This is a genomic window from Mastigocladopsis repens PCC 10914 (assembly GCF_000315565.1).
Classification (GTDB): domain Bacteria; phylum Cyanobacteriota; class Cyanobacteriia; order Cyanobacteriales; family Nostocaceae; genus Mastigocladopsis; species Mastigocladopsis repens.
In genome coordinates, this window is the sequence record NZ_JH992901.1 from 376266 (window position 1) to 400995 (window position 24730).

At 41.8% G+C, this 24730-nt stretch carries 23 protein-coding genes; 12 read left to right on the plus strand and 11 right to left on the minus strand.

All coding sequences use genetic code 11. The features are described from left to right. Positions 1-164 precede the first annotated feature (164 nt). Entirely contained in the window at positions 165-446 is a 282-nt protein-coding gene (locus MAS10914_RS0103790; RefSeq protein ID WP_017314570.1) for a hypothetical protein, read from the minus strand. A 174-nt stretch (positions 447-620) separates the two neighbouring features. Between MAS10914_RS0103790 and MAS10914_RS31980 the strand changes: the two genes are divergently transcribed. From MAS10914_RS31980 to MAS10914_RS0103825, 7 genes are all read left to right on the plus strand, one after another. Next, positions 621-1763: a hypothetical protein gene (locus tag MAS10914_RS31980; protein WP_017314571.1), complete on the plus strand. Its 1143-nt coding sequence runs from the start codon at positions 621-623 to the stop codon at positions 1761-1763. Then, entirely contained in the window at positions 1760-2773 is a 1014-nt protein-coding gene (locus MAS10914_RS0103800) for an AAA family ATPase (protein WP_017314572.1), read from the plus strand. Before MAS10914_RS31980 ends, MAS10914_RS0103800 begins: the two co-directional genes overlap by 4 nt. 15 nt (positions 2774-2788) lie before the next feature. Beyond that, positions 2789-3856 (plus strand): hypothetical protein, encoded by a 1068-nt coding sequence (locus MAS10914_RS29540; protein WP_017314573.1) that lies wholly within the window; start codon positions 2789-2791, stop codon positions 3854-3856. A 5-nt stretch (positions 3857-3861) separates the two neighbouring features. Next, entirely contained in the window at positions 3862-5436 is a 1575-nt protein-coding gene (locus tag MAS10914_RS0103810) for a formylglycine-generating enzyme family protein (RefSeq protein WP_017314574.1), read from the plus strand. A 187-nt stretch (positions 5437-5623) separates the two neighbouring features. Continuing rightward, the gene (avd, locus tag MAS10914_RS0103815) at positions 5624-5965 is read left to right on the plus strand and encodes a diversity-generating retroelement protein Avd (RefSeq protein WP_026082319.1); all 342 of its coding nucleotides are present in this window, start codon (positions 5624-5626) and stop codon (positions 5963-5965) included. A gap of 25 nt (positions 5966-5990) precedes the next feature. Next, the gene (locus MAS10914_RS0103820) at positions 5991-7049 is read left to right on the plus strand and encodes an RNA-directed DNA polymerase (RefSeq protein WP_017314576.1); all 1059 of its coding nucleotides are present in this window, start codon (positions 5991-5993) and stop codon (positions 7047-7049) included. Between the two features lie 31 nt (positions 7050-7080). Beyond that, on the plus strand, positions 7081-7323 hold the full coding sequence (locus tag MAS10914_RS0103825) for a hypothetical protein (protein ID WP_156818084.1): 243 nt from the start codon (positions 7081-7083) through the stop codon (positions 7321-7323). A gap of 48 nt (positions 7324-7371) precedes the next feature. Here the strand turns inward: MAS10914_RS0103825 and MAS10914_RS0103830 are convergent, their stop codons facing one another. The 3 genes from MAS10914_RS0103830 to MAS10914_RS0103840 all read right to left on the minus strand — a co-directional run bounded on the left by MAS10914_RS0103830 (position 7372) and on the right by MAS10914_RS0103840 (position 11753). Further along, a complete protein-coding gene (locus MAS10914_RS0103830) occupies positions 7372-9735 on the minus strand; it encodes a putative PEP-binding protein (RefSeq protein WP_017314578.1) in 2364 nt (787 codons plus the stop codon). 304 nt (positions 9736-10039) lie between these two features. Further along, on the minus strand, positions 10040-11170 hold the full coding sequence (gene recF / locus MAS10914_RS0103835; RefSeq protein ID WP_017314579.1) for a DNA replication/repair protein RecF: 1131 nt from the start codon (positions 11168-11170) through the stop codon (positions 10040-10042). A gap of 133 nt (positions 11171-11303) precedes the next feature. Next, positions 11304-11753: a hypothetical protein gene (locus MAS10914_RS0103840; RefSeq protein ID WP_017314580.1), complete on the minus strand. Its 450-nt coding sequence runs from the start codon at positions 11751-11753 to the stop codon at positions 11304-11306. A 601-nt stretch (positions 11754-12354) separates the two neighbouring features. Between MAS10914_RS0103840 and MAS10914_RS0103845 the strand changes: the two genes are divergently transcribed. Beyond that, positions 12355-12804, plus strand: coding sequence for a response regulator (locus MAS10914_RS0103845; protein WP_017314581.1), 450 nt, complete (start codon positions 12355-12357; stop codon positions 12802-12804). A gap of 18 nt (positions 12805-12822) precedes the next feature. Here the strand turns inward: MAS10914_RS0103845 and MAS10914_RS0103850 are convergent, their stop codons facing one another. From MAS10914_RS0103850 to MAS10914_RS33425, 5 genes are all read right to left on the minus strand, one after another. Beyond that, positions 12823-13260, minus strand: coding sequence for a DUF2294 domain-containing protein (locus MAS10914_RS0103850; RefSeq protein ID WP_017314582.1), 438 nt, complete (start codon positions 13258-13260; stop codon positions 12823-12825). A 363-nt stretch (positions 13261-13623) separates the two neighbouring features. Next, positions 13624-14745: a hybrid sensor histidine kinase/response regulator gene (locus MAS10914_RS0103855; protein WP_017314583.1), complete on the minus strand. Its 1122-nt coding sequence runs from the start codon at positions 14743-14745 to the stop codon at positions 13624-13626. Between the two features lie 64 nt (positions 14746-14809). Further along, complete coding sequence (locus MAS10914_RS29545; RefSeq protein WP_017314584.1) at positions 14810-16138, minus strand: ATP-binding response regulator; 1329 nt, start codon at positions 16136-16138, stop codon at positions 14810-14812. A 205-nt stretch (positions 16139-16343) separates the two neighbouring features. Beyond that, entirely contained in the window at positions 16344-16775 is a 432-nt protein-coding gene (locus MAS10914_RS0103865) for a response regulator (RefSeq protein WP_017314585.1), read from the minus strand. A 349-nt stretch (positions 16776-17124) separates the two neighbouring features. Further along, on the minus strand, positions 17125-19518 hold the full coding sequence (locus MAS10914_RS33425) for a PAS domain S-box protein (RefSeq protein WP_017314586.1): 2394 nt from the start codon (positions 19516-19518) through the stop codon (positions 17125-17127). A gap of 478 nt (positions 19519-19996) precedes the next feature. On the opposite strand from MAS10914_RS33425, the gene MAS10914_RS0103875 reads away from it, so the two are divergent. Together MAS10914_RS0103875 and MAS10914_RS0103880 are read left to right on the plus strand one after the other, a co-directional pair. Further along, positions 19997-20716: a response regulator gene (locus MAS10914_RS0103875; protein ID WP_017314587.1), complete on the plus strand. Its 720-nt coding sequence runs from the start codon at positions 19997-19999 to the stop codon at positions 20714-20716. 687 nt (positions 20717-21403) lie between these two features. Then, positions 21404-21676, plus strand: a complete 273-nt coding sequence (locus MAS10914_RS0103880; RefSeq protein WP_017314588.1) for a GlsB/YeaQ/YmgE family stress response membrane protein — start codon at positions 21404-21406, stop codon at positions 21674-21676. Positions 21677-21853: 177 nt separating this feature from the next. On the opposite strand, the gene MAS10914_RS0103885 is transcribed toward MAS10914_RS0103880, so the two are convergent. Beyond that, positions 21854-22036 (minus strand): CsbD family protein, encoded by a 183-nt coding sequence (locus tag MAS10914_RS0103885; protein WP_026082321.1) that lies wholly within the window; start codon positions 22034-22036, stop codon positions 21854-21856. A gap of 422 nt (positions 22037-22458) precedes the next feature. Between MAS10914_RS0103885 and MAS10914_RS0103890 the strand changes: the two genes are divergently transcribed. Both MAS10914_RS0103890 and MAS10914_RS0103895 read left to right on the plus strand, forming a co-directional pair. Then, the gene (locus tag MAS10914_RS0103890) at positions 22459-23352 is read left to right on the plus strand and encodes a TIGR02587 family membrane protein (protein WP_017314590.1); all 894 of its coding nucleotides are present in this window, start codon (positions 22459-22461) and stop codon (positions 23350-23352) included. Beyond that, positions 23349-23774, plus strand: a complete 426-nt coding sequence (locus MAS10914_RS0103895) for a TIGR02588 family protein (protein WP_017314591.1) — start codon at positions 23349-23351, stop codon at positions 23772-23774. Before MAS10914_RS0103890 ends, MAS10914_RS0103895 begins: the two co-directional genes overlap by 4 nt. A gap of 149 nt (positions 23775-23923) precedes the next feature. On the opposite strand, the gene MAS10914_RS0103900 is transcribed toward MAS10914_RS0103895, so the two are convergent. Then, complete coding sequence (locus MAS10914_RS0103900) at positions 23924-24691, minus strand: ChaB family protein (RefSeq protein ID WP_017314592.1); 768 nt, start codon at positions 24689-24691, stop codon at positions 23924-23926. Positions 24692-24730: the final 39 nt, after the last annotated feature.

The following is a 24730-nucleotide window of genomic DNA, read 5'->3' on the forward strand; positions in this document are numbered from 1 at the left end:
CGAAGCCTGCTTTTGCAGGCTTTGTACGTTTAGCTGCACCTTATACCAAATCCGGATGTAATACCCCCTTTATAATTTAGTCCGCGTAGGCGGACTTTGTTTGTGTAGCCGCGATTTCTAATCGCCTGGGCTAAAAGGGGGTTGGAAAAGCGGATTTGGTATTATTAGGATGGCGGAAGCGTTCTACGTTGATTTTCCTCCATTGCATCTTTGAGAGCTTGGTCAAGACGATCATTTTCATCTTTAACCCGTTTTGTCAGTTCCACAGTGGACATGATTCCTACTTTGCTGATTGTCGTTCCCTCTGCAATGTGACCAGAGATTGCAACGTATACACCAGTAATGGTAACAATACCACTAAGTAATGTTGCTCCAAACAATACATTACGAACTGACTTGGCTCGACGAATAAGATCCTGTAAAAAACTGTTGTTCTGGTTGGACATAGTTGTTAGCAGTGATTGGATTACCTGATGCTGACTAGTATCTGAGAAATAAAATCTGCTACTGCTGATGATCCTGGTGATGATCCACAAGGTTAAAATAATTTTTTATAGAGCAGCTTAAAGCAAGTCATAGTAAGCTTTTCAAGCTAAGGTGATAAAGTGAAGTAAGTCTAGATGCTGATGATCAGCAATTTGGTGTACAACGTGCCAGGATCTCGAACCCCAAAACCAAGCTATGTCCTGACACAACAAGGACATGAAAAAGTCAAAGATGCTTTAGAAGAAAAATTGCAAAGTAAATACGAAAATATAACCAATCAAACTATCGTAAATTTTTTAAAAAATAGTTTTGATAGAAACACAATTGCTAAGATTAGAAATGGTAACAAAGGAGTCAATTTCCAAACTCTTGAGAATTTCTCAAATAAATTAGATATTTCATTCAATGAAGGGGAGGATTATCAAGAACTTCCTAGGACTGCTCAACCTCACAAAACAAAACCTAGTATTTCATCTAATAACAATTACCCCAGCATTGATGAAACAAAGATTGAAAAACTCAAAAAGGCTCTTTGGGAGATAGACTACGATAACCAGCAGAACTTATTCAAAAGTGCTATCAGCCAAGTGAAACCAGCAGCAGCTTTCTTAATCCACGGTAAACCTAATTATGGGCAACGCTGGTTAGTCAATCTCCTCAAAGATAAGGTTCCTTACCATACAAATGCTTGGCAAAAATCACTTTATATTAAGCCGCATCGCAGAGATATCCAGACTCTTTGGCAAAGTTTATCTCAGCAATTAGAAACTTCTCCTTCACCACAAGAAATTGCAGTGAAACTTTACCAGCATTGGCAAACAACAACAGTCATTTTAGCTATCCATGAGGTAGATTTAATTGCTGGAAGTTGTTTGAAACAGTTTATAAATGAGCTTTGGCAGCCTTTGGTTAATAAGGTAAACAGTGGTGTACCGCCGCAACACCCCTATCGACTGTTGCTCTTTTTAGTTGATAATACAAACTCAAAATCGAAGTTAGAAACGTCTTTATCTTTGCTATCTCAACCCGATATAAATCAACCTCACGTTCCCTTGGCATTACAGGAACTAGAACCTTTTAACAAAAATGTGATAGAAACTTGGGTTGGTGTCCAATTTGAATTACTCTCGCAATTATGGCAGGGTTCAGATTCTATAGAAAAAGTTATGCAGACGATAGTAGAACGAGATAATCAACCCATCTCTGTACTTGGAAAGATTTGTGAGTGTTTTGACTTGGAATGGGAGCAAGATATAGTCAGAGGGTTTGCATTATGAAAAATGAGCCACTAGAGTACACTGGTGAGCAAAAATACCAGCCTAAGCCAGACTCCACAAGTACCAATCTGAGAGAACAAAGGCTGTATCCTTATTTTCCCAGTCCAGACTTAGTTAAAGCTGTTAACTTGGCAATTTATCTCCAGCGTCCTCTGTTACTCCAAGGCGAACCAGGGTGTGGTAAAACACTATTAGCTTGTGCAGTTGCCAATGAATTTGGTAAGCGTCAGCGAGTCAAGCAATATCCCTACTTTCCCTGGTATATCAAATCTACAACTCGTGCTAAAGAAGGTTTATACACCTATGATGCTGTTGGACGCTTGCGCGATGCTCAATTAGTTGGTACAAATTATGAAAAATACTTGAAGGAAGAAGAAATCAAAAAACTATTTGAACGGCTGCAAAAACCTGATGTTTATATTACCTGGGGAGCTTTGGGTAATGCGTTTCAAGTAGAAAAATACCGTCCGATTCTCTTGATTGATGAAATAGATAAAGCTGATATTGACTTTCCTAACGACCTTTTACGTGAATTAGACGAACTCAAATTTACAGTAACAGAAATTGGCACGACTATCGAAGCGAAACAGCCGCCAATTGTTATTATTACTAGCAACAGTGAAAAAGAATTACCCGATGCTTTCTTGCGGCGTTGCATTTTTTATTATTTAGACTTTCCTAGTCAGGAACAATTAATTAATATTGTCAATGCTCATTTCCCTGATTCATTGCATAGAGAATTAGTAGAAGCAGCAGTTGAGAAATTTATCACAGTGCGTGAGAATGGAGCCAGCAGAAGAAACGGTAAAAAAGCCAGTACCAGTGAGTTACTTGATTGGATACGCTGGCTCAAACGTTATCCCACAGAAGAGGCTCTGGAGATGATTCAAAATCTAGCGGAGAATCTTCCGCTTTTGGGAGCTTTGCTGAAAACGAAAGAAGACCAAGAATACTATCACAAGCAGAGGGAACAGGAAACGGGGAACAGTAAACAAGGAACAAAAAATTGATAATTGATAACTAATATGACTCAGCAAAAGCCACCTCTATTTGACCTTTTTATCGGACTGCGAGAGGAAGGCTTACCTTTAACTATCGACCAATATCACCTGCTACTGCAAGCATTAAAGGGAGGATTTGGCATTGCTAGTCGTGATGAGTTGAAACACGTTTGTCGGCTACTGTGGGTGAAATCAAAATCCTCACACGACGCAGAGAAATTTGAGCAATATTTTGAGCAGTATTTTGAACAATACTTTGAGCGACAACTTCCACCCCAAACGCGCAAGTCAAACCGCACGCCAAAAGAAACCTCACCAGAGGAAACAGAAGACTCATCAGACACAGAACAATTGCAAACTTCTCCAAATCAAACTGGTTCAGCTTTCAGATCTCTACATCCCATCGCGATACGAGGAACACTGCTTCCTGAGAAATCTCCCAGAGAAAGTCACTATCAATTGAGTGTAAGAGATTTTCCCGTCACGGAACGACAAATCCAGCAAAATTGGCGTTACCTTCGTCGTCCGATTCGAGAGGGAGCATTAACCGAAGTCGATATAGAAGCCACTGTTCAACAAATTAGTCAAGACGGAGTTTTTTTGGAACCAGTGCTGATTCCCAATCGTGTGAATCAGGCGGAATTGCTTTTGTTAATAGATGTTTCTAACTCAATGGTTCCCTTTGATCTCCTTTGTGGGAGATTAGTTGATAACATACAGGGTGGACGTTTGGGCAAAGCTGATATTTACTACTTTCGCAACTCTCCTAGAGATTACTTATATTTCCATCCCCAGCGTCCTGATGCTAAACCTATTGATGAGCTACTGCCAAAATTGCATCGTAACAAGACTGTTGCTTTAATTGTCAGTGATGGAGGTGCTGCTCGTGGGGGGATAAATCGAGAGCGTATTGAACTCACAGCTACATTTCTAGAAAATCTGACTCCTTTTGTCCGTCACATCGCTTGGCTCAATCCTACACCAGAAGAACGTTGGCAAGGTACGACTGCTCAGGCGATTTCCGAAAGAGTACAAATGTTTGAACTCACTCCTTTTGGACTCAAAGCTGCTATCCGTTCGCGCAAAGGTTGAATTTGATGACTCCTCTGACTCACTCCAACAGTACCGAGAAATTTAGTCACCCCCGTCTTAACGCCTTTGCAAAACGCTTTGGTGAAGTACACGTCGATTTCGCCTGTCATGCTGCTTTCCCTTTGGCGCTTACACCAGAACTTTTGTACTGCTTGCGTGAGAATTTCTTACCTCATGCTCCCTGGATAGCTGTTGCTGATATTTTGCTCTTTTTGTGCGATCCTGTAGGCTACCAACTTTATGAGCTTGAAGGAGAAGTCCGCAACGAGTTACTTGTGAAGCTGAAAAATCGTTTTGATGAAAAGCGATTGGATGAATTATCTGATTTTATGGTCGCTTATATTCGCCAGCAACTCAAGACCAATGAACGCGCGGATCAAGATTTGGGTGCAGCTCCACAATGGACAGCATTAGCTTACATTAAACCTAAAGAAGCTGTTCATGACATTGCCCAAACGCTGCAACGTGCATTAGCACACAAAAATCCTGCGGAGTGGGTGCAACTAACTTCGTTAATAGAAAGCTACGCTGATGTTAACCCACTCATTGAATCAGGTTTTCAACCTTTGTTAAGGTTAGCTCGTGGTTGGGATGCAAAAGCGCGAGGGGAATCTGAAGCCGCAGCAGCAGAATTTAACCAGTTGGGACAACCAGGAAAACAAATTCAAATTGGGAAAGTCAAATTTAAAATTCCGCCAGCAGATAACGATGATAAATTACTGACTTTTGAGTTTGAGGTTGTCACCGTCAATCGTCGTGGCGAAATTATTAAACGAGAAACCAGACAAGCTCAGTACTTCACTCAAGATTTAGGAAAGGATATCACCTTAGAAATGGTTGCTATCCCCGGTGGCAAATTTATGATGGGTTCGCCAGAACCAGAAGGACATGAAAGCGAAAAACCTCAGCATCAAGTCACTGTTCAACCATTCTTCATCAGCAAGTATCCTATCACGCAAGCGCAATGGCGGGCAGTGAGTAAACTCCCGAAAGTCAAACGTCAACTTAAACGCGAACCGTCTCATTTCAAAGGAGATGATCGTCCTGTAGAATGTGTCACCTGGTATGAAGCGGTGGAATTTTGTGCTAGACTTTCTAGAAAGACAGGACGAGAATATCGACTTCCCTCAGAAGCGGAGTGGGAATATGCCTGTCGTGCTGGAACCACAACACCCTTTCACTTTGGCGAGACGATTACAGATAAATTAGCAAATTACGATGCCAGCAGCACCTTTGCTGATGAACCAAAAGGAGAGTCTCGAAAAGAAACTACACCCGTAGGAGCTTTTCTCCCCAACGCCTTTGGTTTATACGATATGCATGGTAATGTGTGGGAATGGTGTGCTGATACTTGGCATGATAACTATGAAGGAGCGCCTACAAATGGAAGCGCTTGGATAAAGCAAAAACAGAATGATAATGATAATCGTCTCCAGCTGCTGCGTGGTGGTTCGTGGTACAACTATCCTGATTACTGTCGTTCTGCTTACCGCAACAGGGTCATCGCCGACTACTACGACAACAACCTCTCCTACGGTTTTCGGGTTGTGTGCGGTTTTGCTGCGAGGACTCTTCCGTAGCCCTTGACACTTTTGCACTTTTACCCTTTACTCTTTATTTTTTACCCTTTGTTAAGCGAAGCGGAGCGGAGCGATCTATTTTTTTTACAGGTTGTGTATTTGTCTTATTTTGATTCCAGTCTTAATTTATCATGGGAGTCTTACAATGTAAAGTCAATCAGAAAAAATATCAAAAAATAAAAAATCAATGGACGAATTACCAATTATTCAAAAGACGTACGATTTGATTAAATGGTATGTTCCGATTCTCAATCGCCTGCCCCGGTCTCATAAATTTACGATAGGAGACAGAATGATACATGGATTGTATGATTTATTGGAGGGTTTAATTAGCGCTCGTTACGCTAAGGAGAAACTCACAAAACTAGAATCGCTGAATACTCAATTAGATATTTTACGTTACCAAACACGGCTTTTGCTTGATTTTCGGCTTATTCCTGTACACCGTTACGAATATGCTGGGAAATCAATTAATGAAATTGGGATGGAGTTAGGTGGTTGGATTAAGCAGCAGAATAAGCGTCAATAATCCAAAAACTAGAATTTAGAATAACATGAAACGCTATGGCAATCTTTATCATAAAATTGTTGAATTTGAAAATTTATTGATGGCAGCTAGAAAAGCACAAAGAGGTAAGCGTTTTCGAGAAAATGTCCTGGATTTCAATTATAACTTAGAAGGTGAATTAGCAAAATTACAAAAAGAACTTCTTGAACAAAAATATCAACCAGGGACTTATAGAACTTTTTATATTAAAGAACCAAAAAGTCGCATGATTTCTGCCGCTCCCTACCGTGATAGAGTGGTGCATCATGCTTTATGTAATATCATATTACCTCTAATAGAAACTTCATTTATTGCTGATTCCTATGCTAATCGAGTGGGGTTTGGTACCCATCGCGCTTTACAAAGGTTTGTTAAATTTGCTCGCTCTAGTCGTTATGTGCTTCAATGTGATATTCAAAAATATTTCCCTAGCATTGACCATGAGATTTTGAAAACTTTACTACGAAGAAAAATAAAATGTCCAGATACACTTTGGCTCATTGATACCATTATTGATAACAGCAATGAACAGTTACCAGTCGTTGAATACTTTGATGGAGATGGTTTTTTAACCCCACTGCAAAGACGGCGAGGTTTACCTGTTGGGAATCTCACAAGTCAATTCTTTGCGAATGTCTATCTCAATAGTTTTGATCATTTTGTTAAAGAACAACTCAAAGTTAGGAAATATTTGCGCTATGTAGATGACTTTGCCCTATTTTCAGATGATTGGGAATTTTTAGCCGAAGCGCGATTGGCTATTGAAGAATATTTAGGTAAGTTAAGACTGAAAATTCATCCTATAAAAAGTCAATTATTTGAAACAAAGCACGGTGCTAACTTTGTTGGTTTTCGCATCTTCCCAGACTATATTCGAGTACGTACAGAAAACTTAAGACGGGCAAGACGCAGACTCAAGAAAATGCAGACTCATTATGCTCAAGGTAAGATGAGTTTAGAGAAAGTATCTCAATCTATAGAAAGCTGGTTTGCTCATTTAGAACATGGGGATACTTGGCATTTGCGTCAACAGATATTTACTTCTCTTGCTTGGACAAGGGAGTAAAGAAGGGACAGGCAACTCCAGCTGCTGCGTGGTGGTTCGTGGAACAACAATCCTGAAAACTGTCGTTCTGCTAACCGCAACAGGAACAACGCCGACAACAACAACAACAACAACAACGGTTTTCGGGTTGTGTGCGGTTTTGCTGCGAGCTCTCTTCTGTACCAGAACTGGCGAATGGGAATTCGTTGGGAGAGTCAAAGAAGAGTCCAGACCTGTTCCTGCGATGCTGGCTCACCAGTATCCGAAAATCAAATTAGATTGGGTAGCCTGGTAGGTGTCAACACCGAACGGTTGCCCAATCTAGTTTAAAAAAAAATTCATACTACTGCTGATGGATTTGACGCCGCGCTGCTTCTAAAATGATCCGTTGTTCGGCACGAGCGATCGCCAAATATGTCCTCGATACCGCTTCTGGTTCAACAGAAATGGAAGTAATGCCCCACTGCACCAGTTGCTGTATAATTTCAGGATACAGCACTGGTGCTTGACCGCAGATAGAACAAGGAATTCCTGCACTTTTTGCCATTTGGATCAGTTGAGCGACAGCACTCATGATGACCGGATGACGTTCGTCAAACACTTTTGCTAGTTGTCCTTGCTCTCTATCGACTCCTAACAGGAGTTGAGTCAAGTCATTGGTACCAATTGAAATTCCGGCTACACCTGCTTTGACGTATTCTGGCAGTAAAAACAGCACGCTTGGAACTTCTGCCATAATCCACAATTGAAACTGAGAGACTTGGGTTAATCTGGCTTGCTCAACTTTTTGACGGCAAAAAGAAAACTCTTCCACTGTGCGAACAAAAGGTAACAGTAGGTGAATATTACTGTAGCCTGCTTTCTGTACAGCCGCCAAAGCCGCCAGTTCTAACTCAAAAACTTCGGGATTTTTCAAATAGCTGAATGTGCCACGTTCTCCCAGCATCGACTGCGTTGCAGATTGTACATTATGATGATTCAAAGATGACAGTTCATGGGAACGCCAATCCAAAGACCGATAAAAAACAGGTCTTGGTGCAAAAGCGTGAGCAAACTGCATAATCTGCTCACGCCAATGCTCTAGCAGTTGTCTCCGCTGTCCCTCTCGTAGCCAAGTACTGGGGTGTTGTCCCTCCAGTATATTTAAAGCCATCAGTTCTGATCGCAACAATCCCACACCATCCACAGGTAAGCTTTGCACTTGCTCTATTAAGCTGGGTTGGCTCAAGTTAACCAGTAGTTGGGTTGCAATGACCGGAAGCGGGTGTGAAGGGGCTTGTTGTGACCCAGTGAGGGACGATAGATGAGTAGATGGGGCGAATCTCTCCATCTCGCCCAATCTTCCTACCTCCGCAGCTTCAAGAGCTTCTGTTGTGACACGATAAACTTCTCCCTTGTTGCCATCGATAAGTAATCTTTCGCCAGTTTGAATGAGGGCTGTGGCATTTGCCAAGCTCACGACTGCTGGTATTCTCAATTCTCTGGCAAGAATAGCAGCGTGGCAAGTTAACCCACCGTGTTCAGTAATAATACCAGTAACTTGTTGCAGGAGCGGTAACCAATCAGGCGTTATTGTCGGTGCTACTAAAATGACTCCCTTGGGGAGTTGTTTTGGTGTTGCCTGTGAATTAATTATGACATAAGCAGTTGCCGTCACACGTCCCGCCGCTGCTGCCAATCCCTTGAGCAAGTGGGAATGAGAAATCGCGGATTGGGGGGTGCTAACTTGGGTTAGGTAGAGTGTCCTCGTTGTGTCACAAGAGATAGTCCACTCAAAGCTAAAATGTACACCAATTTCTGTGACAAGTTGACTTGCCAGTTGAATGAGTTGTTGCAGATATTCTTCTGGTAAAGCATACTGTTTTTGTTGGTCTTCCTCTAACAGGTAGGCAACAAGACTTGAGTCGTCTGAGGCAAGCGCTGAAGGAGATACAGTTTGCACAGCTACAGGCGCTGCATCATCAAGACAATAAGCCAGCATTTTATTGCCGAGTTGTCGCTCTGTGACTGTACCAGTTTCTGGATGGATGTAGTAAACATCTGGCAAAACTTCACCTTGAGTCATTGCCACTCCTAATCCCCAAGTCGCTAGAATTTCCCACCCAGAGGAGTTGGCATTGAATAAACCACTGGCGATCGCATTCTTTAAGGGCTGTACCAAAACTCCTAAATTAATTTGTTGCAGGTTAATTCCAGCCCATTGCCAGTATAATAGACTCTTAGCACGAAACATCTGGCTCCAGGTGCTCTTCAAGGCTAGGGCGATCGCTTCTTCATCACATCGACATACTTGCGATTCCAGCAATCCAAATGTATTCCCTATCCCGTGCCTTATCGTGGGCATCACAAGAGTTGGTCGAAAAATCAGGTATGCAGTTTCCAATTCTTTAGCTGCATTAACGATTGTACTTAGCAGGTGCGGTGGTAAATTGGCGGTAGTCATTTCTTGGCGCAAGCGCCCAGCCACCTGCTGAAGTTGACGCCAATTATTGACATCCAGGTGTAAGGAAGAATGGGGTAAATCAGCAACTAATGCTTCCGAACTGTTGAGAGTTTCTAAAAATTCTCGCAAAACTTCTGCTGAAACTACAAAACCAGGCACCACTGGATAACCACCCTGCATCATTCTGCTTAAATAAAATGCTTTGTCGCCAACTTTGGCGCGGTCTTGCAGTTTAATTTGATCAAGCCAGTAGAGTTTGTTCACTCAATTACCTAATTCCATAAGAAGGCTCCTTCCATAGTCGCAAGACTTGGCAGCAAGATGAATTATGGGGTAGCTCTTTTGCCAGATTTGCATTGAATAAGTTCGTAGTGAGGACTTTAGAGGTTGTTTGAAAAGTCTAAATTATTACTTACCCTGGCGACTAGAAGTCGCGGCTATACAGACAAAACCCACCTGCGTGGGTTTCAAATCCTTCTCATTGATACAGCGCAACTCAATTGAATGAAGTACTAATTTATCTGTGTCCATCTGTGTCCATCTGTGGTTCATTATTTCTTTGTGTACCTCACCCAATTGCAAACCGCTGTATTTCTCCGGCTTTAACAGAAAGAATTTGAGAGGAATTGAGCCACTGGGAATCAAAAGAACCCAAATGTGTGGTAGTAATTAGAGTTTGAAAGCGGTCTTGAATAGCATCGAGTAGCTGATTTTGCCGAGATGGGTCAAGTTCAGCTAAGACATCATCAAGCAGGAGCAGTGGTGGTTCTCCAACAACGTCTTCAATAAGTTGTAATTCTGCTAGTTTTAAGGCTAGTACAAGAGTTCGCTGCTGACCTTGAGAACCGTATTGACGAGCTGGTGTTTGATTAATCGTCAATTCTATTTCGTCGCGATGGGGACCGACAAGGGTCGTACCTTGGTGTAACTCGGCAACAGTTCGCTGCTGAATTTTGGCTAAAAAAGCTTGCTGTACTTGTTCTGGATGGTTCTGCTCTAAGGAGACATTGGGTGAGTACTTGAGTTCTAAAATTTCTGTACTGCCACTGATGCTAGCGTGCCACGAACTGGCAATCGGGGCTAGTCGCTGTATGGCGCGATCGCGTCGTCTAATCACTCGTGTACCCGTGGTGGCTAATTGTTCATTCCACACTGCTAATTCAGATTGTACAGACGTTGCATGCAACGTTTCTACATTGTGTTTCAAAAATGCATTACGCTGCCGCAAAACCTGGTTATATTGCTGCAATATGTGAGCATATACGGGTTCAAGTTGAATTAAGAGTGTATCTAGCCAGTTTCGGCGACCTTCAGGTCCGCCCCGCACGAGATCCAAATCTAAACTAGAGAATTGTACCGCATTGAGCACACCGAGAAAGTCCATCTGACGCCGGAGAGTTTCACTATTGAGCGCAACGGTGCGGCGACCATTTCGACGTAGGGTGAGAGTTAGGTCACTGACGCCAGTTTGTCGCTGTAGGGTGGCAAACAGTATGGCTGTGGTTTCTCCATCTTGGATTAAATCGCGATCGCGTGCCATTCTATGCGATCGTAATGTCGCTAACAATTCCACCGCTTCCAACAAATTGGACTTTCCCTGAGCATTATTGCCCACCAAAATCGTTTTGGGAGCAGTAAACTCAACCTGCTGCTCTTTGTAGTTGCGAAATTGTCGGAGGTGAAGGGTTTTCAGGTACATAAGGGGATGAGTGACAAGTTTTACCTTCACGAATCGGGAGTACTTGGACTAATCTTTAGAGGAATGATGTTATGGTACTCAGATTTTGTTCACCTCGTAGCAGGGTGAGTGGGTTGATGGCAGCGATCATTCATTATTCACAAAGCTCAAAAGGCTTCAAGTCTGGTTCTATCCAACTGGTGCGAGCCTTCCAGGACATGAGTAAATCTTTGCTGTAGTATTGCAGTGGTAAAGATTTATCGCTGTAAGTCTGGATGAGTCCGTTAGCTAGCTGTAATATGGAGGCATTTGCCTGAGCAACTGATAAATAGCGGCGCACTATCCGCATCCAGAATAATCTTATGGTTTCGTGATAACCACCATCTTTCGTCGTTGGGATACCTACAGATGAATTGTAACGCTGGATGGCTTCACGTAAATGGTTTATTGCTTCGTGTTCCTCGTACTGAATGAGATACCATAACGCCACTGTTAAGTGTACAGAATGATGCCACTCACATCGTGGTAAAGTACAACTTTCAAATGCATCCATGAGATTTTTTATCTCATCAGTTGTCTGGTATTTTCCAGTTTCATCACTCATTATGGATGATCTGAGGTTCACTTTTGCTCCAGCGACTTCTATCGATTAAGAAATCTTTGCTTTTTGTTTATTAATACTTATATATTACTGATGTGCTACAATAGATATCAAGAGTCTAGATAAAATTTGGCATTTTTTTACAGTCAAAGTAAATAAGAGTATAGAGGTGTAATACTTTGCGGCTCTACAGAGGTAAGGGTGTATGGGGAATTTTGATGTTCTTCACCTACACCCTCACACACCTACATCTGACAACCCTATACCTCGTTCCTAAAGCGGGTTTTGTTAACTTTTGTATAACCGATTGCTAGCAAATATGTATCTTCAAGGATACTAAATTAAATAATTATTAAATATATTAAGTACTTATAACTTATTTGCTAGAATTCTTAGCCAATTTGCATATAATTAAGAAGTGCCTTCTGACTCTGTCGGCTTGAGGTGTTGTTTCCTTAGAGCTAATTGGGTGAGAAAAGACATCAACTAGGCACAGTTGAAACACGAGCCAGTCTAGAATGAGCGCTATCTGACCGCTCGCAGAATGCCTCGTTTGTTCTCTCAAGACAGATGATGAATGTAACATGAATCTTCTGGAGAAGAAATGGAACAGGCACAAGTCCTTATGAGTGATGAAAAGAATTACAACGCTCAACCGCCTCTAATATTAGCGGTGGAGGATAATGAAGATAACCTACTGCTTTTGAGTTATGCTCTTGAGTCGCTAGGTTGTAAGCTTATTTGTCAAAAGGACAGTTCAACAACAGTACTCGTTGCAAAAGAGTATCAACCTGACTTGATACTGCTAGATATTTTGTTGCCTGGTCAGAGTGGAATTGATGTTGTGCGTTCTCTGAAACAAGAACCCCTAACGAGTAACATTACAGCTATTGCGGTTACAGCGTTGGCTAGTACTGAGGACAGAGAACGCATCCTTAGGGCAGGCTTCAACGACTACATCAGCAAGCCTTACATGATAGAGGACTTAGAAGCTTTGGTTTGCCGCCACCTAGGCAAGAAATTGGCTTTTGATTCAGCTTTTGACTTATGTTAAATGTTAAAATTAACTTAATCACGCTGATTTCTCACTGGTGCTTCTGTCGAATGAAGTTCTTCTCTTGGTCTTGGTAGAATTGGGAGCAGGAGTACGAAGAGTAGGTGTATCCGTCAAAAGAGCAATAATGCCAGTACGACCAGTCTCTAATGTAGCATCGCTGAGCACCTCTAAGACCGTAACATTTAAAGTTTCTTCAATCAGTGCCTTAAGCTGTGGCTGAATAGCATCATCTAAATCTGAGTGAACTTGTTCAGCGAGTTCCAGCCGACCTGTGTGAGCCAGTAATACTTCTGGTGGAGTGATGGAACCTTCCATGACAACCACTACATTTTGCTCTGAGAGTTGGCAAACAACCTTACTAGGCTGATGTCCAAGTTGCTCACGATACAGAGCTTGAATACGTTGTGCTAATGTTCTTTCTACTTGACCGCGAGTTGGTGTTGATGTACTCATGTGTGTATTTACGTGAGAGATTTAGACCGCTAGCGACAAGTCAAAAAGTAATTTTATGAGTCATAAGTTACGAGTTACTCAACTTTTCAAGCATTACTCATAACTTGGAGTTAAAACCCCACAATACCCTCAATCTTTACTTTTTGAGTTGTCGTTAGCAGTGTACGGTTATCATTTAGTGTAAAAAAACTAAGGATTCTCGAATCACTGAGAGAATTATATGGGGATGCATTGCTGGAAATCACCATCCTAATGCAGTATTTTAGATATATGTCTAATCTCTTGGCATAAGTTCTAATGTGTATATCCTGTAGGCTGCAATTGCTGGTAAGAGAGGACAAGCAGCCTAAGAATGAGCATAACTCACGCTTGCTTTGGTACACGTATAGTGAATACACTGCCCTGACCAAGTTCAGAGAAAACCTCAATATTTCCCTTATGTGATTCAATGATCCGGGAAGATAGATGCAATCCCAAGCCACTACCAGCACGTTTATTTTTGCCTTGACGAAACCGCTCAAAGATTGTTGCTTGGTCTTCTGGAGCAATGCCGTATCCTGTGTCTTGTACCTCTATGATCAAGCAAGCTTTACCCTGAGGTTTTACCGATTCACAAATGCGAATGTTTACACCTCCTACATCTGTAAACTTGATGGCATTTCCGATTAAGTTGCTCATCACCCGCCGTAACTCTAGGCGATCGCCCTTAACCACACCAGCAGTTTCGTCTTGTTGGTTGAGGTTGCTAGAGTCTATATTCACAGTTAAGTCCTTCTCAACAGCAAGAGGACTGAGTTCTTGAACAACTTCTTCAATGATCTGCCGTATATTGCAGCTTTCAGCTTGCAGAGTCTTTTTACCAGCCTCAAAGCGGTAGACTTCTAGGAGGTTGTTCACCATTTCCAGCAAATTTTGGTTGCTGCGAATCATGGCAAATATTGCCTGTTTCATGTCTGGGGAAATGGCGCAGAAGGTTTCCTGGTGAAACAAATGGAGCATCCGATCTGCCGCTACTAAAGGGGTTCGCAAATCATGAGTTAAACGTGAAACAAAATCCTCCCGTTGGCGTGCCATTTTTTGTTGTTCGTCAATACTGTGCTTGAGGCGCAGCATTGATCGCACTCTTGCTAGCAACTCCTCATGATCGAATGGTTTGCGGACAAAATCATCTGCTCCTGCATCCAAACCTTCGACGACGCTGGCATCATGATGGGCAGTAATGAGTAGTATAGGAATGTATGTTATGTCCGGATTGTTACGGATGCGGCGTGTCACTTCATAGCCATCCATTTCCGGCATCATGACATCTAGCAAAATTAAGTCGGGGGGGGACTGTGCAATTTGCTTTAGACCATTGATCCCATCGGAGACTAGCTCAACTTCATACCCTTCAACCTCTAAAAATGTCTGAAGCAAGATGAGGTTATCAGGATTGTCATCGATAGCAAGTATACGTTCTATTCTAGAATTTTCTTCATTTAACATAGTTTTTCGCTTTATTGAAAATAAAATTTTATCGTTTAACTTCCTGTTGGGATTTTATAATTACCTATCTTTGCTCTTGCTCTGTACACCTTCTTGAGCAAAGCGAGGAATTTCCTGTTGTTTCCAAAAATTTTTTTTTGGCTGAAGCATGGGTCGAGTTTGATGCCCTATCTTGACCTTGTTCAGCTAAGGATGATATTTGACGTGGTATTTTAACCCGAAAGACTGAACCCTCACCCAACTGACTTTCAAGAGCGATTTTGCCCCCCATCTTTTGTAGCAGCGCTTTTATGATTGGTAAACCCAGACCTGTACCAGGATATTTGCGCGTGATACTTTGATCAACTTGCCGAAAAGCTTCAAAAATATTTTGTAGGTCGGCTGGAGCAATACCTATGCCTGTATCACGAACCGCAATTTCTACTTCATTTTCTGACAGTTCTTTAACTTCAACTGCAATACCGCCAGACTCTGTGAATTTGATCGCATTTGAGAGCAGATTCGTTAAAATCTGTCGCACACGAATTGGGTCATTAAACACCACAGGGTTTTGCAAGTCACTTTGAATAAACAAAGACAAATGTTTTTGCTCTGCTAGAGAACGCATCTCTTCCACAGTGGCGTTTACGACCTTTGACAAATCAAATATGTCGGGTTTTAAATCCAACCTTCCTGCCTCTAGCTTAGAAAAGTCAAGAACTTCGTTAAGCAGCATCAGCAAATGTTTCCCATTGTTCAGGATACGCTGTACCATATCTGTTTGCTGATCTGTAAGTTGACCACACTTGGGACGCAACAAGAGCTGAGAAAACCCAATGATGGCATTCATTGGTGTCCGCAACTCATGAGACATAGTTGCCAGAAACTGCGATTTGAGCCGCGATGCTTCAATGAGTTTCAGGTTTTGTAGCTCTATATGTTGCCGCTGTGCTTCCAGTTCCTGGTTCTTACGAATAAGTAGCTCATTACTTTCACGCAGTTGTTGATTTGCCAAGGCGACCTGCATTTCTGCTCGGTGAATCCGAATGGCATTCCGCAAAACCTGTGCCAAGATTATCGGTGATAACCTAGACTTGGAAAGATAATCGCTAGCGCCTGCTTTCATCAGTTCAACTGCGATCTGTTCATCTCCTTGACCTGTAAGGACAATGACAGGCACGTTGATGTTATGTGAACGAAGTTTTTGGAGTAGGCTTAAACCATTCTGGTCTGGTAAGCGATAGTCGAGAAATACGCAGTCGTACAAAGTATCGGTCAGGATAGCCAGTACTTGCGTACCGTCAACCATCTCAGACAGTTCCATCTCAACGCCTGCTTTGGTGAGAGCACGACGCACTGCTATGCGGTCTACTTCGTCATCGTCTACAACTAAAATTCTTAGTTTCTCTTCCATTGCTTCTAGCCATCGCCATTAAACACACTGTTTTCATGTATATCATTTCTATTTTCTTAGCGAATGTATAACATTCTATTGTTCTAATTTTCCTTGTAAAAATTTTAGATTTTATAGTAGCTATGGACTAGTCAAACAACCAACACTTAATAACTAATGACAACAATTCTTTAATCTCAAACCTAAAATTGCAGCACGAGTTAGCTTACGGCATTTCGCACAATGTCCAATATTTATTAAGCGTTGCCATTAGCTCAATAAAGTTAGAGAAAGTGACAGGCTTAAGGATATAGCCAGCAACATTCAGGTTATAGGCTTCCACACGGTCTTTATCCTGGTTTGAGGTTGTCATGACTACCACAGGAATTGGTTTTAATCGAGGGTCAGAACGTAATTCTTGAAGGAACTCTATTCCTCCCATTTTAGGCATATTTAAATCTAGTAAAACCAAACGTCGCTCCATAGGAACCTCTGGTGGCTGACCGTTATTGCTACGCAGCATTGCTAGCGCCTCAATTCCATTTGTAGCAACATAAAGTGGATTGGTAATATTAACTTTTTTGAATGCCCGTTTGACATTCATCACATCAACTTCGTCATCCTCCACAAGTAGTATATTAATCACTTTTTCTGACATTTCCTTTTATTAAATACAATCTGTTTGATCGATGTTCCGGTTTATTAATGATGAAATTACCGGAATATAAGATATTCAGATCTTTTCCTGTGGATCTGTCACTGCACCAAAACATAACAACAAATACCCCTAACAGGCATGAAAATAATCATATTATGCAAATAGAACTGAACCCGAGTAAAATAAAATACTCGGTTCAGCTCACCACAATTGTAGATGGGCAGTGAAACACCCGTCTTCAGCCCTTGGTCAGAAGTACATACTAACTTCCCACACTAGTGCCAACTGCTGAGGAACGAGTGCTAAGTGGGATCAAGGAAGGTAATAGCTCGTTCCTCAAGACTTAGCACTATTGAACTGGTTGTTTGAGCCAAGTGAAGCTGAAAGTGCTTCCTACCCCGACCTGAGACTTCATGGTCATAGTCCCCGCTTCTGTTTCAATTATTTTCTTAACAATTGCCAACCCAACTCCCGTACTTTCTTTTTGGTCGCGAGCTTCTAGTGTTTGAAAGATATTAAAAATTTTATTGTGATACTCAGGGGCAATACCGGGACCATCGTCACAGACAGCAAATTCGTAATAATGTCCCTGGTCTTTTACAGAAACTTTAACATAACCATCAGGTCGTGAATGGTGCTTAATCGCATTACCAATTAAGTTACTAAACACCTGTTGCAAGGGAACTCGCTTTGCCTCAAAGATAGGCATTCCTGGTTCGACCTCAATCGTGAAAGTTTGTGGCGGGTCAAGTAAGTCAATCACTTCCCTAAGCAATGCGGTCACATTCACCATCACGGATGGAGTTTGAGTGCGCCCAACTCGTGAATATTCTAGCAAGCCGTTGATGAGGGATTCCATTCGGCGCACTCGCCCTCGTAACAGGCGCATTTGGTGCTGATTTTCTTCTGGAAGAATATCAGCCAGGTCTTCTTCCATCCATTCTGAGAGGCTGGCGATCGCCCGCAAAGGCGCCTTCAAATCATGGGACGCCACGTAGGCAAACTGGTCTAGTTCATCATTGCGTTTTTTCAACAATGTTGTTGTTTGCGCCAAAATTATATTCGTGCGTGTGAGTTCTTCTGCCCTTTGTTGGAGAGCAATTTCTGCTTCCTTGCGATCGCTAATATCAATACATGAACCAATGTATCCAGCAAAACTGCCATCTGGATTCCACCTGGGAGTGCCTTTATCTAAAATCCAGCGATATTCACCATCAAAACGTCTGAGGCGGTATTCCATCATAAATGGTTCCCTCGCATCAAACCCGATGCTCTGTGTCTCTAAACAATGCTTGATATCTTCAGGATGCACTCCTTGTGTCCAACTATTGCCTAGTTCTTGTTCCATTGTGCGTCCGGTAAACTCTAGCCAACCACTATTAAAGTAAGTACGGAGCTGATCTACACCAGACACCCAAATCATCACAGGAGCATTTTCTGCCATCGCGTGGAATCTTTCCTCGCTCTCGCGCAGTGCTTGCTCTGCCTGCTTGTGTTGAGTGATATTTGTAACTGTACCAACGTAGCCAATCACCTTCCCGTCGTCCTCAGTTTCAGGTACTGCTTGAGAAAACACCCAGTTTATCCTCCCATTTGGATGCACGAAGCGAAACTCATACTCAAGTGGCAGGTATTCCTCTGGCTTGACTTGTGTGTCGATACGCTCTAGGTCTTCTGGATGGACAGCACGTCTCCACCCTTTGCCAAGAGCATCTTCTACAGAAAGTCCAGCAATTTCACACCATCGTTTGTTGACGTAATGATAGTTTCCTGATAAATCTGTACGAAAAATCCCTACAGGGGACATTTTTGCTAGAGTTGCCCAACGGCGCTCACTTTCGAGCAATGCTCGCTCGGCTTGCTTACCCTGAGTAATGTTATCAAACGCAATTCCAATACACAGATTCGGTAATGGAAACACTTTAACGCTGAAATAGCTACCTGGTATGCGTTCATCGCCGTAATAAACTTGATACTGGTCTACTGCTCGACCGGATTTGGCAACCTCTGCATACAGTTCCAAAGATGTTTTCCTCTCCAAAAACATTTTGGGAAAACATTCAACGATTCGCTTGCCAATTTCTTGTTCGAGAGTGAGTCCTGTCAGCCGGGATGCAGCAGGGTTTGTGGTCACAAGCCGAAACGAGGTAATATCGTTGGGGTCTTCTAAATGCCACACAACCAAGCCGAATTGCATATTGTTGACAATATCCCTGTAAAGCTGGTTTTGTTCTTTCATTTCCCACTGTACGGGGGAAACTGTTTCATGCTCCAATTGTTCGTTATTTTGGTGATTTGGCGAATGCTCTACATCTGTATTAGGGAAAATCCGACCTTCTGCTACTAATAATACTATCTGCCCAGTTTCATCTCTAAAGGGTTTAATAGAGAAGTCAATAGTTGCGACTGTATTGTTTGAAGAAGCAGCATTGACTTGGCAGCGAATGGATTTTCCTTTTAGAGCATGAGCAATTGCTTCTCGTAGGATTGCCTGAGTTTTGGGTGAATCCCACCAGCTAGCTTCCCAAAACAAGCGCCCAATCACTTCAGCGCTGGTCAATCCTCCAAATTCTAATGCCCTTCGATTAGCTTCAACGAGAGTGCCATCTGGCTTGATGATTCCCATAAATTGAAAGGTCTGGTTGAAGATGGCACGAAAACGTAGCTCACTTTCTCGTAAAGCTGCTTCGACCTGCTCTAATTTCTTTGTATTAGTGTCAGCAGATTTGAAATCTTGAGCCATACCTTTCTTTTTTGTTAAAATTTATTAACTCTTCTAGAAAATTAGCGTTATAGTTTAATTCGTATCCAGAGTTATTAGTAGCTACAAACTAGTTATAAATGACTAAATTATTACTTAACGACTAGTACAGCGTGGCGGAAATCACAAGGGTAGTAAAAAAACAGCTAAACCATTATGGAATAAGTATTATTCCCTTCTGCCTTCTTGCACGAGGAAAGACACATTCTCTCAACTAGTAAATTTGAGAGCTACCAGTTGGAATGTGTACAAGTATTTCATAATATTTCATAAATTCTCCATATACCCCAAGCTAGATATTAGCCTGTGTCAAAAGGAAAGAAGATAGTAAGTTCCTTACTTCTATCGGTGGATGCAAGTTTGTTAAAATATCATCTATCTTTGGTTTTGGAAAATAAAAAAAACAGTGGGCAAAATGTCGGCTATCGACAGATGCAATTAACGGAGCGTGAGTGTAGCAATGAGTGAAATTAGTATTGTTTTAATTGAGGATCATGACTTGACAAGAATGGGGCTAAAGGCTGCATTGCAGTCAAATAGCACACTTCGAGTTATTGGTGAAGCACCAAATGGGACCAAAGGACTGAAACTTCTGGAAACAGCGAAGCCAGATGTGGCTGTTGTGGATATTGGTTTGCCAGACATAGATGGGATTGAACTCACCCGAAGATTCAGGCACTTCCAAGCCGAGACAGGTGATTCAACAACAAAAATCCTTGTCTTGACAATGGATCATACAGAGGATGCTGTACTTGCTGCTTTTGCAGCAGGGGCTGATTCTTACTACATGAAGGATACGAGCATCGATAAGTTGACGGAAGCCATCCAAGCGACTCACGGAGGTAACTCTTGGATCGATCCGGCGATCGCCAATGTGGTGCTACAGCAAATGCGGCAAGGTATCCCAGAAAACCAGCCATCTGATCAGCCCAAGACTGTAAAAATTGAGGCACTGTCATCAGAGTACGAGCAAGTTTTGGAAACTTATCCACTCACTCAACGAGAACTGGAGATTCTAGAGCTGATTGTCGCTGGGTGCAGCAACGGGCAGATTGCTGAGAAACTATACATCACAGTTGGCACCGTTAAAACCCATGTTCGCAACATCCTGAATAAACTTTGTGCTGATGACCGTACCCAAGCTGCTGTTCGCGCGCTACGTTCTGGCTTAGTAGCATGAAGTATACGCCAATGCGTGGATTGAGTCTTGCCAATGATTAAATGAGCAGCAGAATCTGAATCACAAACTCAGCACCCTACTCTCATGAGGAAATGCACTGTAGAACTCTGCTAAGTTTTTCCACTCATAATCTGATAACAGATTGCAATTCTCACACCACTACCCATACCCTTCAGTTGAGTAATGAACAAGAGTTCAAACAGTCTAACTGTCTACTTTGCAGTTCCTCTGACGTGTTAGGCTGAAAATAAGCAAGCCGAACAACCACTAGGGTGTAGTCAGCTGTAGTATGAATGCAAATCTCTAATGATTTTGTATGAAGCATCAACTATATTTGTGCTAGTAAATAAATAAAGATTTGCTTTACATGACGAACAGGATTTAACTTTTGGACTCATATTAAATCCGGTTCATCTACTCCTTTTTATTTAGCCCGCGTCAGCGGGTTTTGTGCTTTTAGGAAGTTTGAAAACTCCCAGATGATGCCAGATGTCATTTTTAACTAATACTAATTTCCCTGATCTACGCAACTCATTAGCTCTGTTGCAAACACTTTAACTGCATTTGACAGTATTTCTAACAGTTATTTCTTACGACAGAATAGCTACTGGACTTGCGATAGAAGAGTTATTTGATTTCAATTGATAGATTAATTACAACAGTGTTAAGGAATTGGGGAATGAAATTATGAACATTATTGCTTGGATAGTTCTGGGTCTTATAGCTGGGGCAATCGGTAAAGCTATTTATCCTGGTCGTCAAGGCGGTGGGATTCTTTCCACGATGATTTTAGGTATTATTGGAGCATTTGTAGGAGGTAGCATAGTTACCCTGTTAGAAACGGGAACGATTCAACTAACTGCAGCTACCCTAAGTATTCCTGGTCTGATTGTTGCTGTCCTTGGCGCAATGGTTGCTATCTTCATATGGGGCTTAATTACTAATCGCAGCGCTGTTTAGATCAATGATAGCGGAAACAATGGTTAGAGCCAATTCAGTAGGACTAACCTTTTTTTCTTATATCTATCAAAATACTCCAGTGTGCTCTACAAGCTGGAGTATTTTATAGAATATTTATGACTCAAAAACTGTGGTTAATGACACATATAACCAAAGTTTCTTAGAATAGTTATTAGACTATTCTATAACTTTTTTGACTTCATCTTTTATGTTCTCGGTGGTATGAATGACTTGTGCTTCAGCTTGTTTAGCTTGACCCTCGGCTTTATCTTGTGGGTTGCCACTTAAGTCACCAATTATTTCTTGAACTTTACCTTCGATATTTTTGGCAGTTGCTTCTACTCTCTTCTCAACGCTCATATTTTGCCTCTTCTTTATAATTAATATTTTCTCCAGAATCATAAATTATCATGGTTGGTTTTTGTGCGTACCTATCAGAAGAATGATTTGAATCATAAAAAAGAAAGAAACAGGTTTTCAGGAAAAAGTTTAGAGACAAAGAATATTTTATATAAATTAATAGAAAACTCCTATCTAGCGATAGATGCAAGCAAGAACTGTAGTAAGTTAGTATAAAAAATATTTAAAGATTTTACTCTTGATTAAGTTAAAGTTTCCTAAATCGTGGATAGTGAGGAAAAATAAAGGCGAATTGGTCATTCAGGGTCAATAGCAATTATTTCTTAGACCAATTCGCCTAGTAGATGTGAGCCAACGCATTTAGAATGCTTGTTAATAACTAAATACCTACCATAAAAGAAAGGACTCATGGCTAGCAAAGTATGGGTGTAGGAACAAAGCGTAGAAAAAATGTGTGGGTCAATGAGATTAATGACATCATTCGGGGTGCGTGTGGAGGTTTTTTGTTTGGCATCCCTTTGCTCTACACAATGGAAGTCTGGTGGATAGGCTCGCTAGCAAAACCATCAATGATAATTTTGGCGATCGCATTGATGTTTCTGGTCATTTTCTTGCTTAACCGGACAGAAGGTTTTCGTAGAAGCAGAAGGCACTCACCACCTTATGGAGCAGTAACAGATACTGTAGAAGCGATAGCGATTGGATTAACTTGTTCTGCCTTTATGCTCCTGTTACTGCAAGAAGTCACATCTGAATCTCCACTTCAAGAAGCCTTGGGTAAAATTGTCTTTGAAAGCGTCCCATTTACCTTAGGTGTGGCATTAGCCAACCAGTTTTTAGGAGATACTCGTGATGGGAATGCTCAAGGGCGAACAGGCGGTGAAGCTAGTCATAAAAGCACAAAGAACCCAGACGAGTTACATAGAACCCTCGCTGATATAGGTGCAACCTTAATTGGTGCTACCGTCATTGCATTTAACATTGCGCCAACAGATGAAATTCCTATGTTAGCAGCAGCGGTGTCACCACCCTGGCTTTTGGCAATTATTGCCACATCTGTGCTCATTTCCTATGGCATTGTGTTTGAAGCAGGCTTTTCAGATCAACAAAAGCGCAGGCAGCAACAAGGAATTTTCCAACGACCTATCAGCGAAACAGTTATGTCATACTTGGTGTCACTGCTAGCAGCTGCATTTATGTTGTGGTTCTTTCAAAAATTAACTTTTAGCGACCCTTGGGCAATTTGGCTTGAGCAGAGTTTGATACTTGGATTGCCTGCGACTATCGGAGGTGCAGCAGGACGGTTAGCAGTATGACGAAATCAGATGAATTCACTGATGGGAAAAAAGAACAACAACAACCAAAGAGAACACCAGCGGAATGGGTAACATTAAGTGCAGCTTCATTCATCCTTGCAGTGGTTGTCAGTTTGGTAGGTTATACTTGGGTCAACGAAAAGGATCAACCTCCTATCCTTTCTGTCAGTAACAAACAGGCAATTCGTGAAGTAGATGGACAGTTTTATGTTCCCTTTGAAGTGGCTAATTCTGGAGGAGAAACAGCCGAGTCGATTCAGATTATGGCAGAGTTGCAGATAAATGGCAAAGTAGAAGAAACGGGGGATATGCAGATTGACTTTTTATCTGGTGGCGAGAAGGAAAAAGGAGCTTTTGTGTTTAGGCAAGACCCACGAAAAGGTCAGTTAACAATCAGAGTTTCTAGTTATAAATTGCCCTAACAATTTGTTAATAGTCCAATACGGTTCAAATGTAGAGAGGTTGCAATGCAACGTCTCTACACGCATGGAATCTCCACAAACAATCCTTAACTGAACTGTATTGTTAATAATCAATAGTTAATAGTAACTGTTAACTATTGGAAGATTTACTAAACGGTTGTTTTTGCCTTAGAAAAAATGCCATTTTCATCTTCATCATATTGCTGATGAATTGTTTCCCAAGCTGCATGTTCAGCCTTGGTTTCATCATTCGTTTCTTTTAGTACAGTGTTATAGCGTTCAACGAATGTGCCTTGAGCTTCAGGTGAAAGATGAGAGCGAATTTCTGGAGATAAATCCTCAGGAGTGTTGCAGCCACCAGCACAAGCACGAGGTAACGCCTGCTCAATTGTGTGAACTTCTTCGCCACCAGCACTTTGAATCAGTAATTGGAATTCTCCAGCACGATCACTTGGAACTTCTGCCATCACCAAAAATTCACCAGCTTGCAAGCGAGTTTGGTAAATTGCTGCTTTGTCTTCTGGCATACCCAATGTGGTGAGAACAGATACTAAACCAGCACCTGCACTACCTGCGAGCGCACCACTAGCAGCCCCTAATAAAATTGCACCAATAGGACCTGCTGCTACAATTGGACCAACAAAGGGAATGAACAGTACGCCTACTCCCGTGAGCAAGCTGAGGAAGGAACCGAACAATGAGCCAAAGATTGCCCCAGTTCTCAAACCTCCCAAAATCACATCTCTTTTAGTAATAAAGCCAGCTATTCGAGTTTCTGACTGAAAGTTTCTACCCATCACCGAGATATGATCCCTAGAAACACCCCGGTCTAGTAAACGCCGAATAAGATCATCAACTTGCTTGTGCTCTTTAAAAATAGCCGAGATGGTACGTTCTGCCTTATATGGTTCTGGCACTTGAATACTCCTTTTAACTTTTTCAGTTGGCAGACTGAG

Excerpts from the sequence above, each read along its gene's own strand:
- MAS10914_RS0103790 (WP_017314570.1), bottom strand. The coding sequence starts at position 446 with ATGTCCAACCAGAACAACAGTTTTTTACAGGATCTTATTCGTCGAGCC.
- MAS10914_RS31980 (WP_017314571.1), top strand. The coding sequence starts at position 621 with ATGCTGATGATCAGCAATTTGGTGTACAACGTGCCAGGATCTCGAACC.
- MAS10914_RS0103800 (WP_017314572.1), top strand. The coding sequence starts at position 1,760 with ATGAAAAATGAGCCACTAGAGTACACTGGTGAGCAAAAATACCAGCCT.
- MAS10914_RS29540 (WP_017314573.1), top strand. The coding sequence starts at position 2,789 with ATGACTCAGCAAAAGCCACCTCTATTTGACCTTTTTATCGGACTGCGA.
- MAS10914_RS0103810 (WP_017314574.1), top strand. The coding sequence starts at position 3,862 with ATGACTCCTCTGACTCACTCCAACAGTACCGAGAAATTTAGTCACCCC.
- avd (WP_026082319.1), top strand. The coding sequence starts at position 5,624 with ATGGACGAATTACCAATTATTCAAAAGACGTACGATTTGATTAAATGG.
- MAS10914_RS0103820 (WP_017314576.1), top strand. The coding sequence starts at position 5,991 with ATGAAACGCTATGGCAATCTTTATCATAAAATTGTTGAATTTGAAAAT.
- recF (WP_017314579.1), bottom strand. The coding sequence starts at position 11,170 with ATGTACCTGAAAACCCTTCACCTCCGACAATTTCGCAACTACAAAGAG.
- MAS10914_RS0103840 (WP_017314580.1), bottom strand. The coding sequence starts at position 11,753 with ATGAGTGATGAAACTGGAAAATACCAGACAACTGATGAGATAAAAAAT.
- MAS10914_RS0103845 (WP_017314581.1), top strand. The coding sequence starts at position 12,355 with ATGGAACAGGCACAAGTCCTTATGAGTGATGAAAAGAATTACAACGCT.
- MAS10914_RS0103850 (WP_017314582.1), bottom strand. The coding sequence starts at position 13,260 with ATGAGTACATCAACACCAACTCGCGGTCAAGTAGAAAGAACATTAGCA.
- MAS10914_RS0103855 (WP_017314583.1), bottom strand. The coding sequence starts at position 14,745 with ATGTTAAATGAAGAAAATTCTAGAATAGAACGTATACTTGCTATCGAT.
- MAS10914_RS29545 (WP_017314584.1), bottom strand. The coding sequence starts at position 16,138 with ATGGAAGAGAAACTAAGAATTTTAGTTGTAGACGATGACGAAGTAGAC.
- MAS10914_RS0103865 (WP_017314585.1), bottom strand. The coding sequence starts at position 16,775 with ATGTCAGAAAAAGTGATTAATATACTACTTGTGGAGGATGACGAAGTT.
- MAS10914_RS33425 (WP_017314586.1), bottom strand. The coding sequence starts at position 19,518 with ATGGCTCAAGATTTCAAATCTGCTGACACTAATACAAAGAAATTAGAG.
- MAS10914_RS0103875 (WP_017314587.1), top strand. The coding sequence starts at position 19,997 with ATGAGTGAAATTAGTATTGTTTTAATTGAGGATCATGACTTGACAAGA.
- MAS10914_RS0103880 (WP_017314588.1), top strand. The coding sequence starts at position 21,404 with ATGAACATTATTGCTTGGATAGTTCTGGGTCTTATAGCTGGGGCAATC.
- MAS10914_RS0103885 (WP_026082321.1), bottom strand. The coding sequence starts at position 22,036 with ATGAGCGTTGAGAAGAGAGTAGAAGCAACTGCCAAAAATATCGAAGGT.
- MAS10914_RS0103890 (WP_017314590.1), top strand. The coding sequence starts at position 22,459 with ATGGGTGTAGGAACAAAGCGTAGAAAAAATGTGTGGGTCAATGAGATT.
- MAS10914_RS0103895 (WP_017314591.1), top strand. The coding sequence starts at position 23,349 with ATGACGAAATCAGATGAATTCACTGATGGGAAAAAAGAACAACAACAA.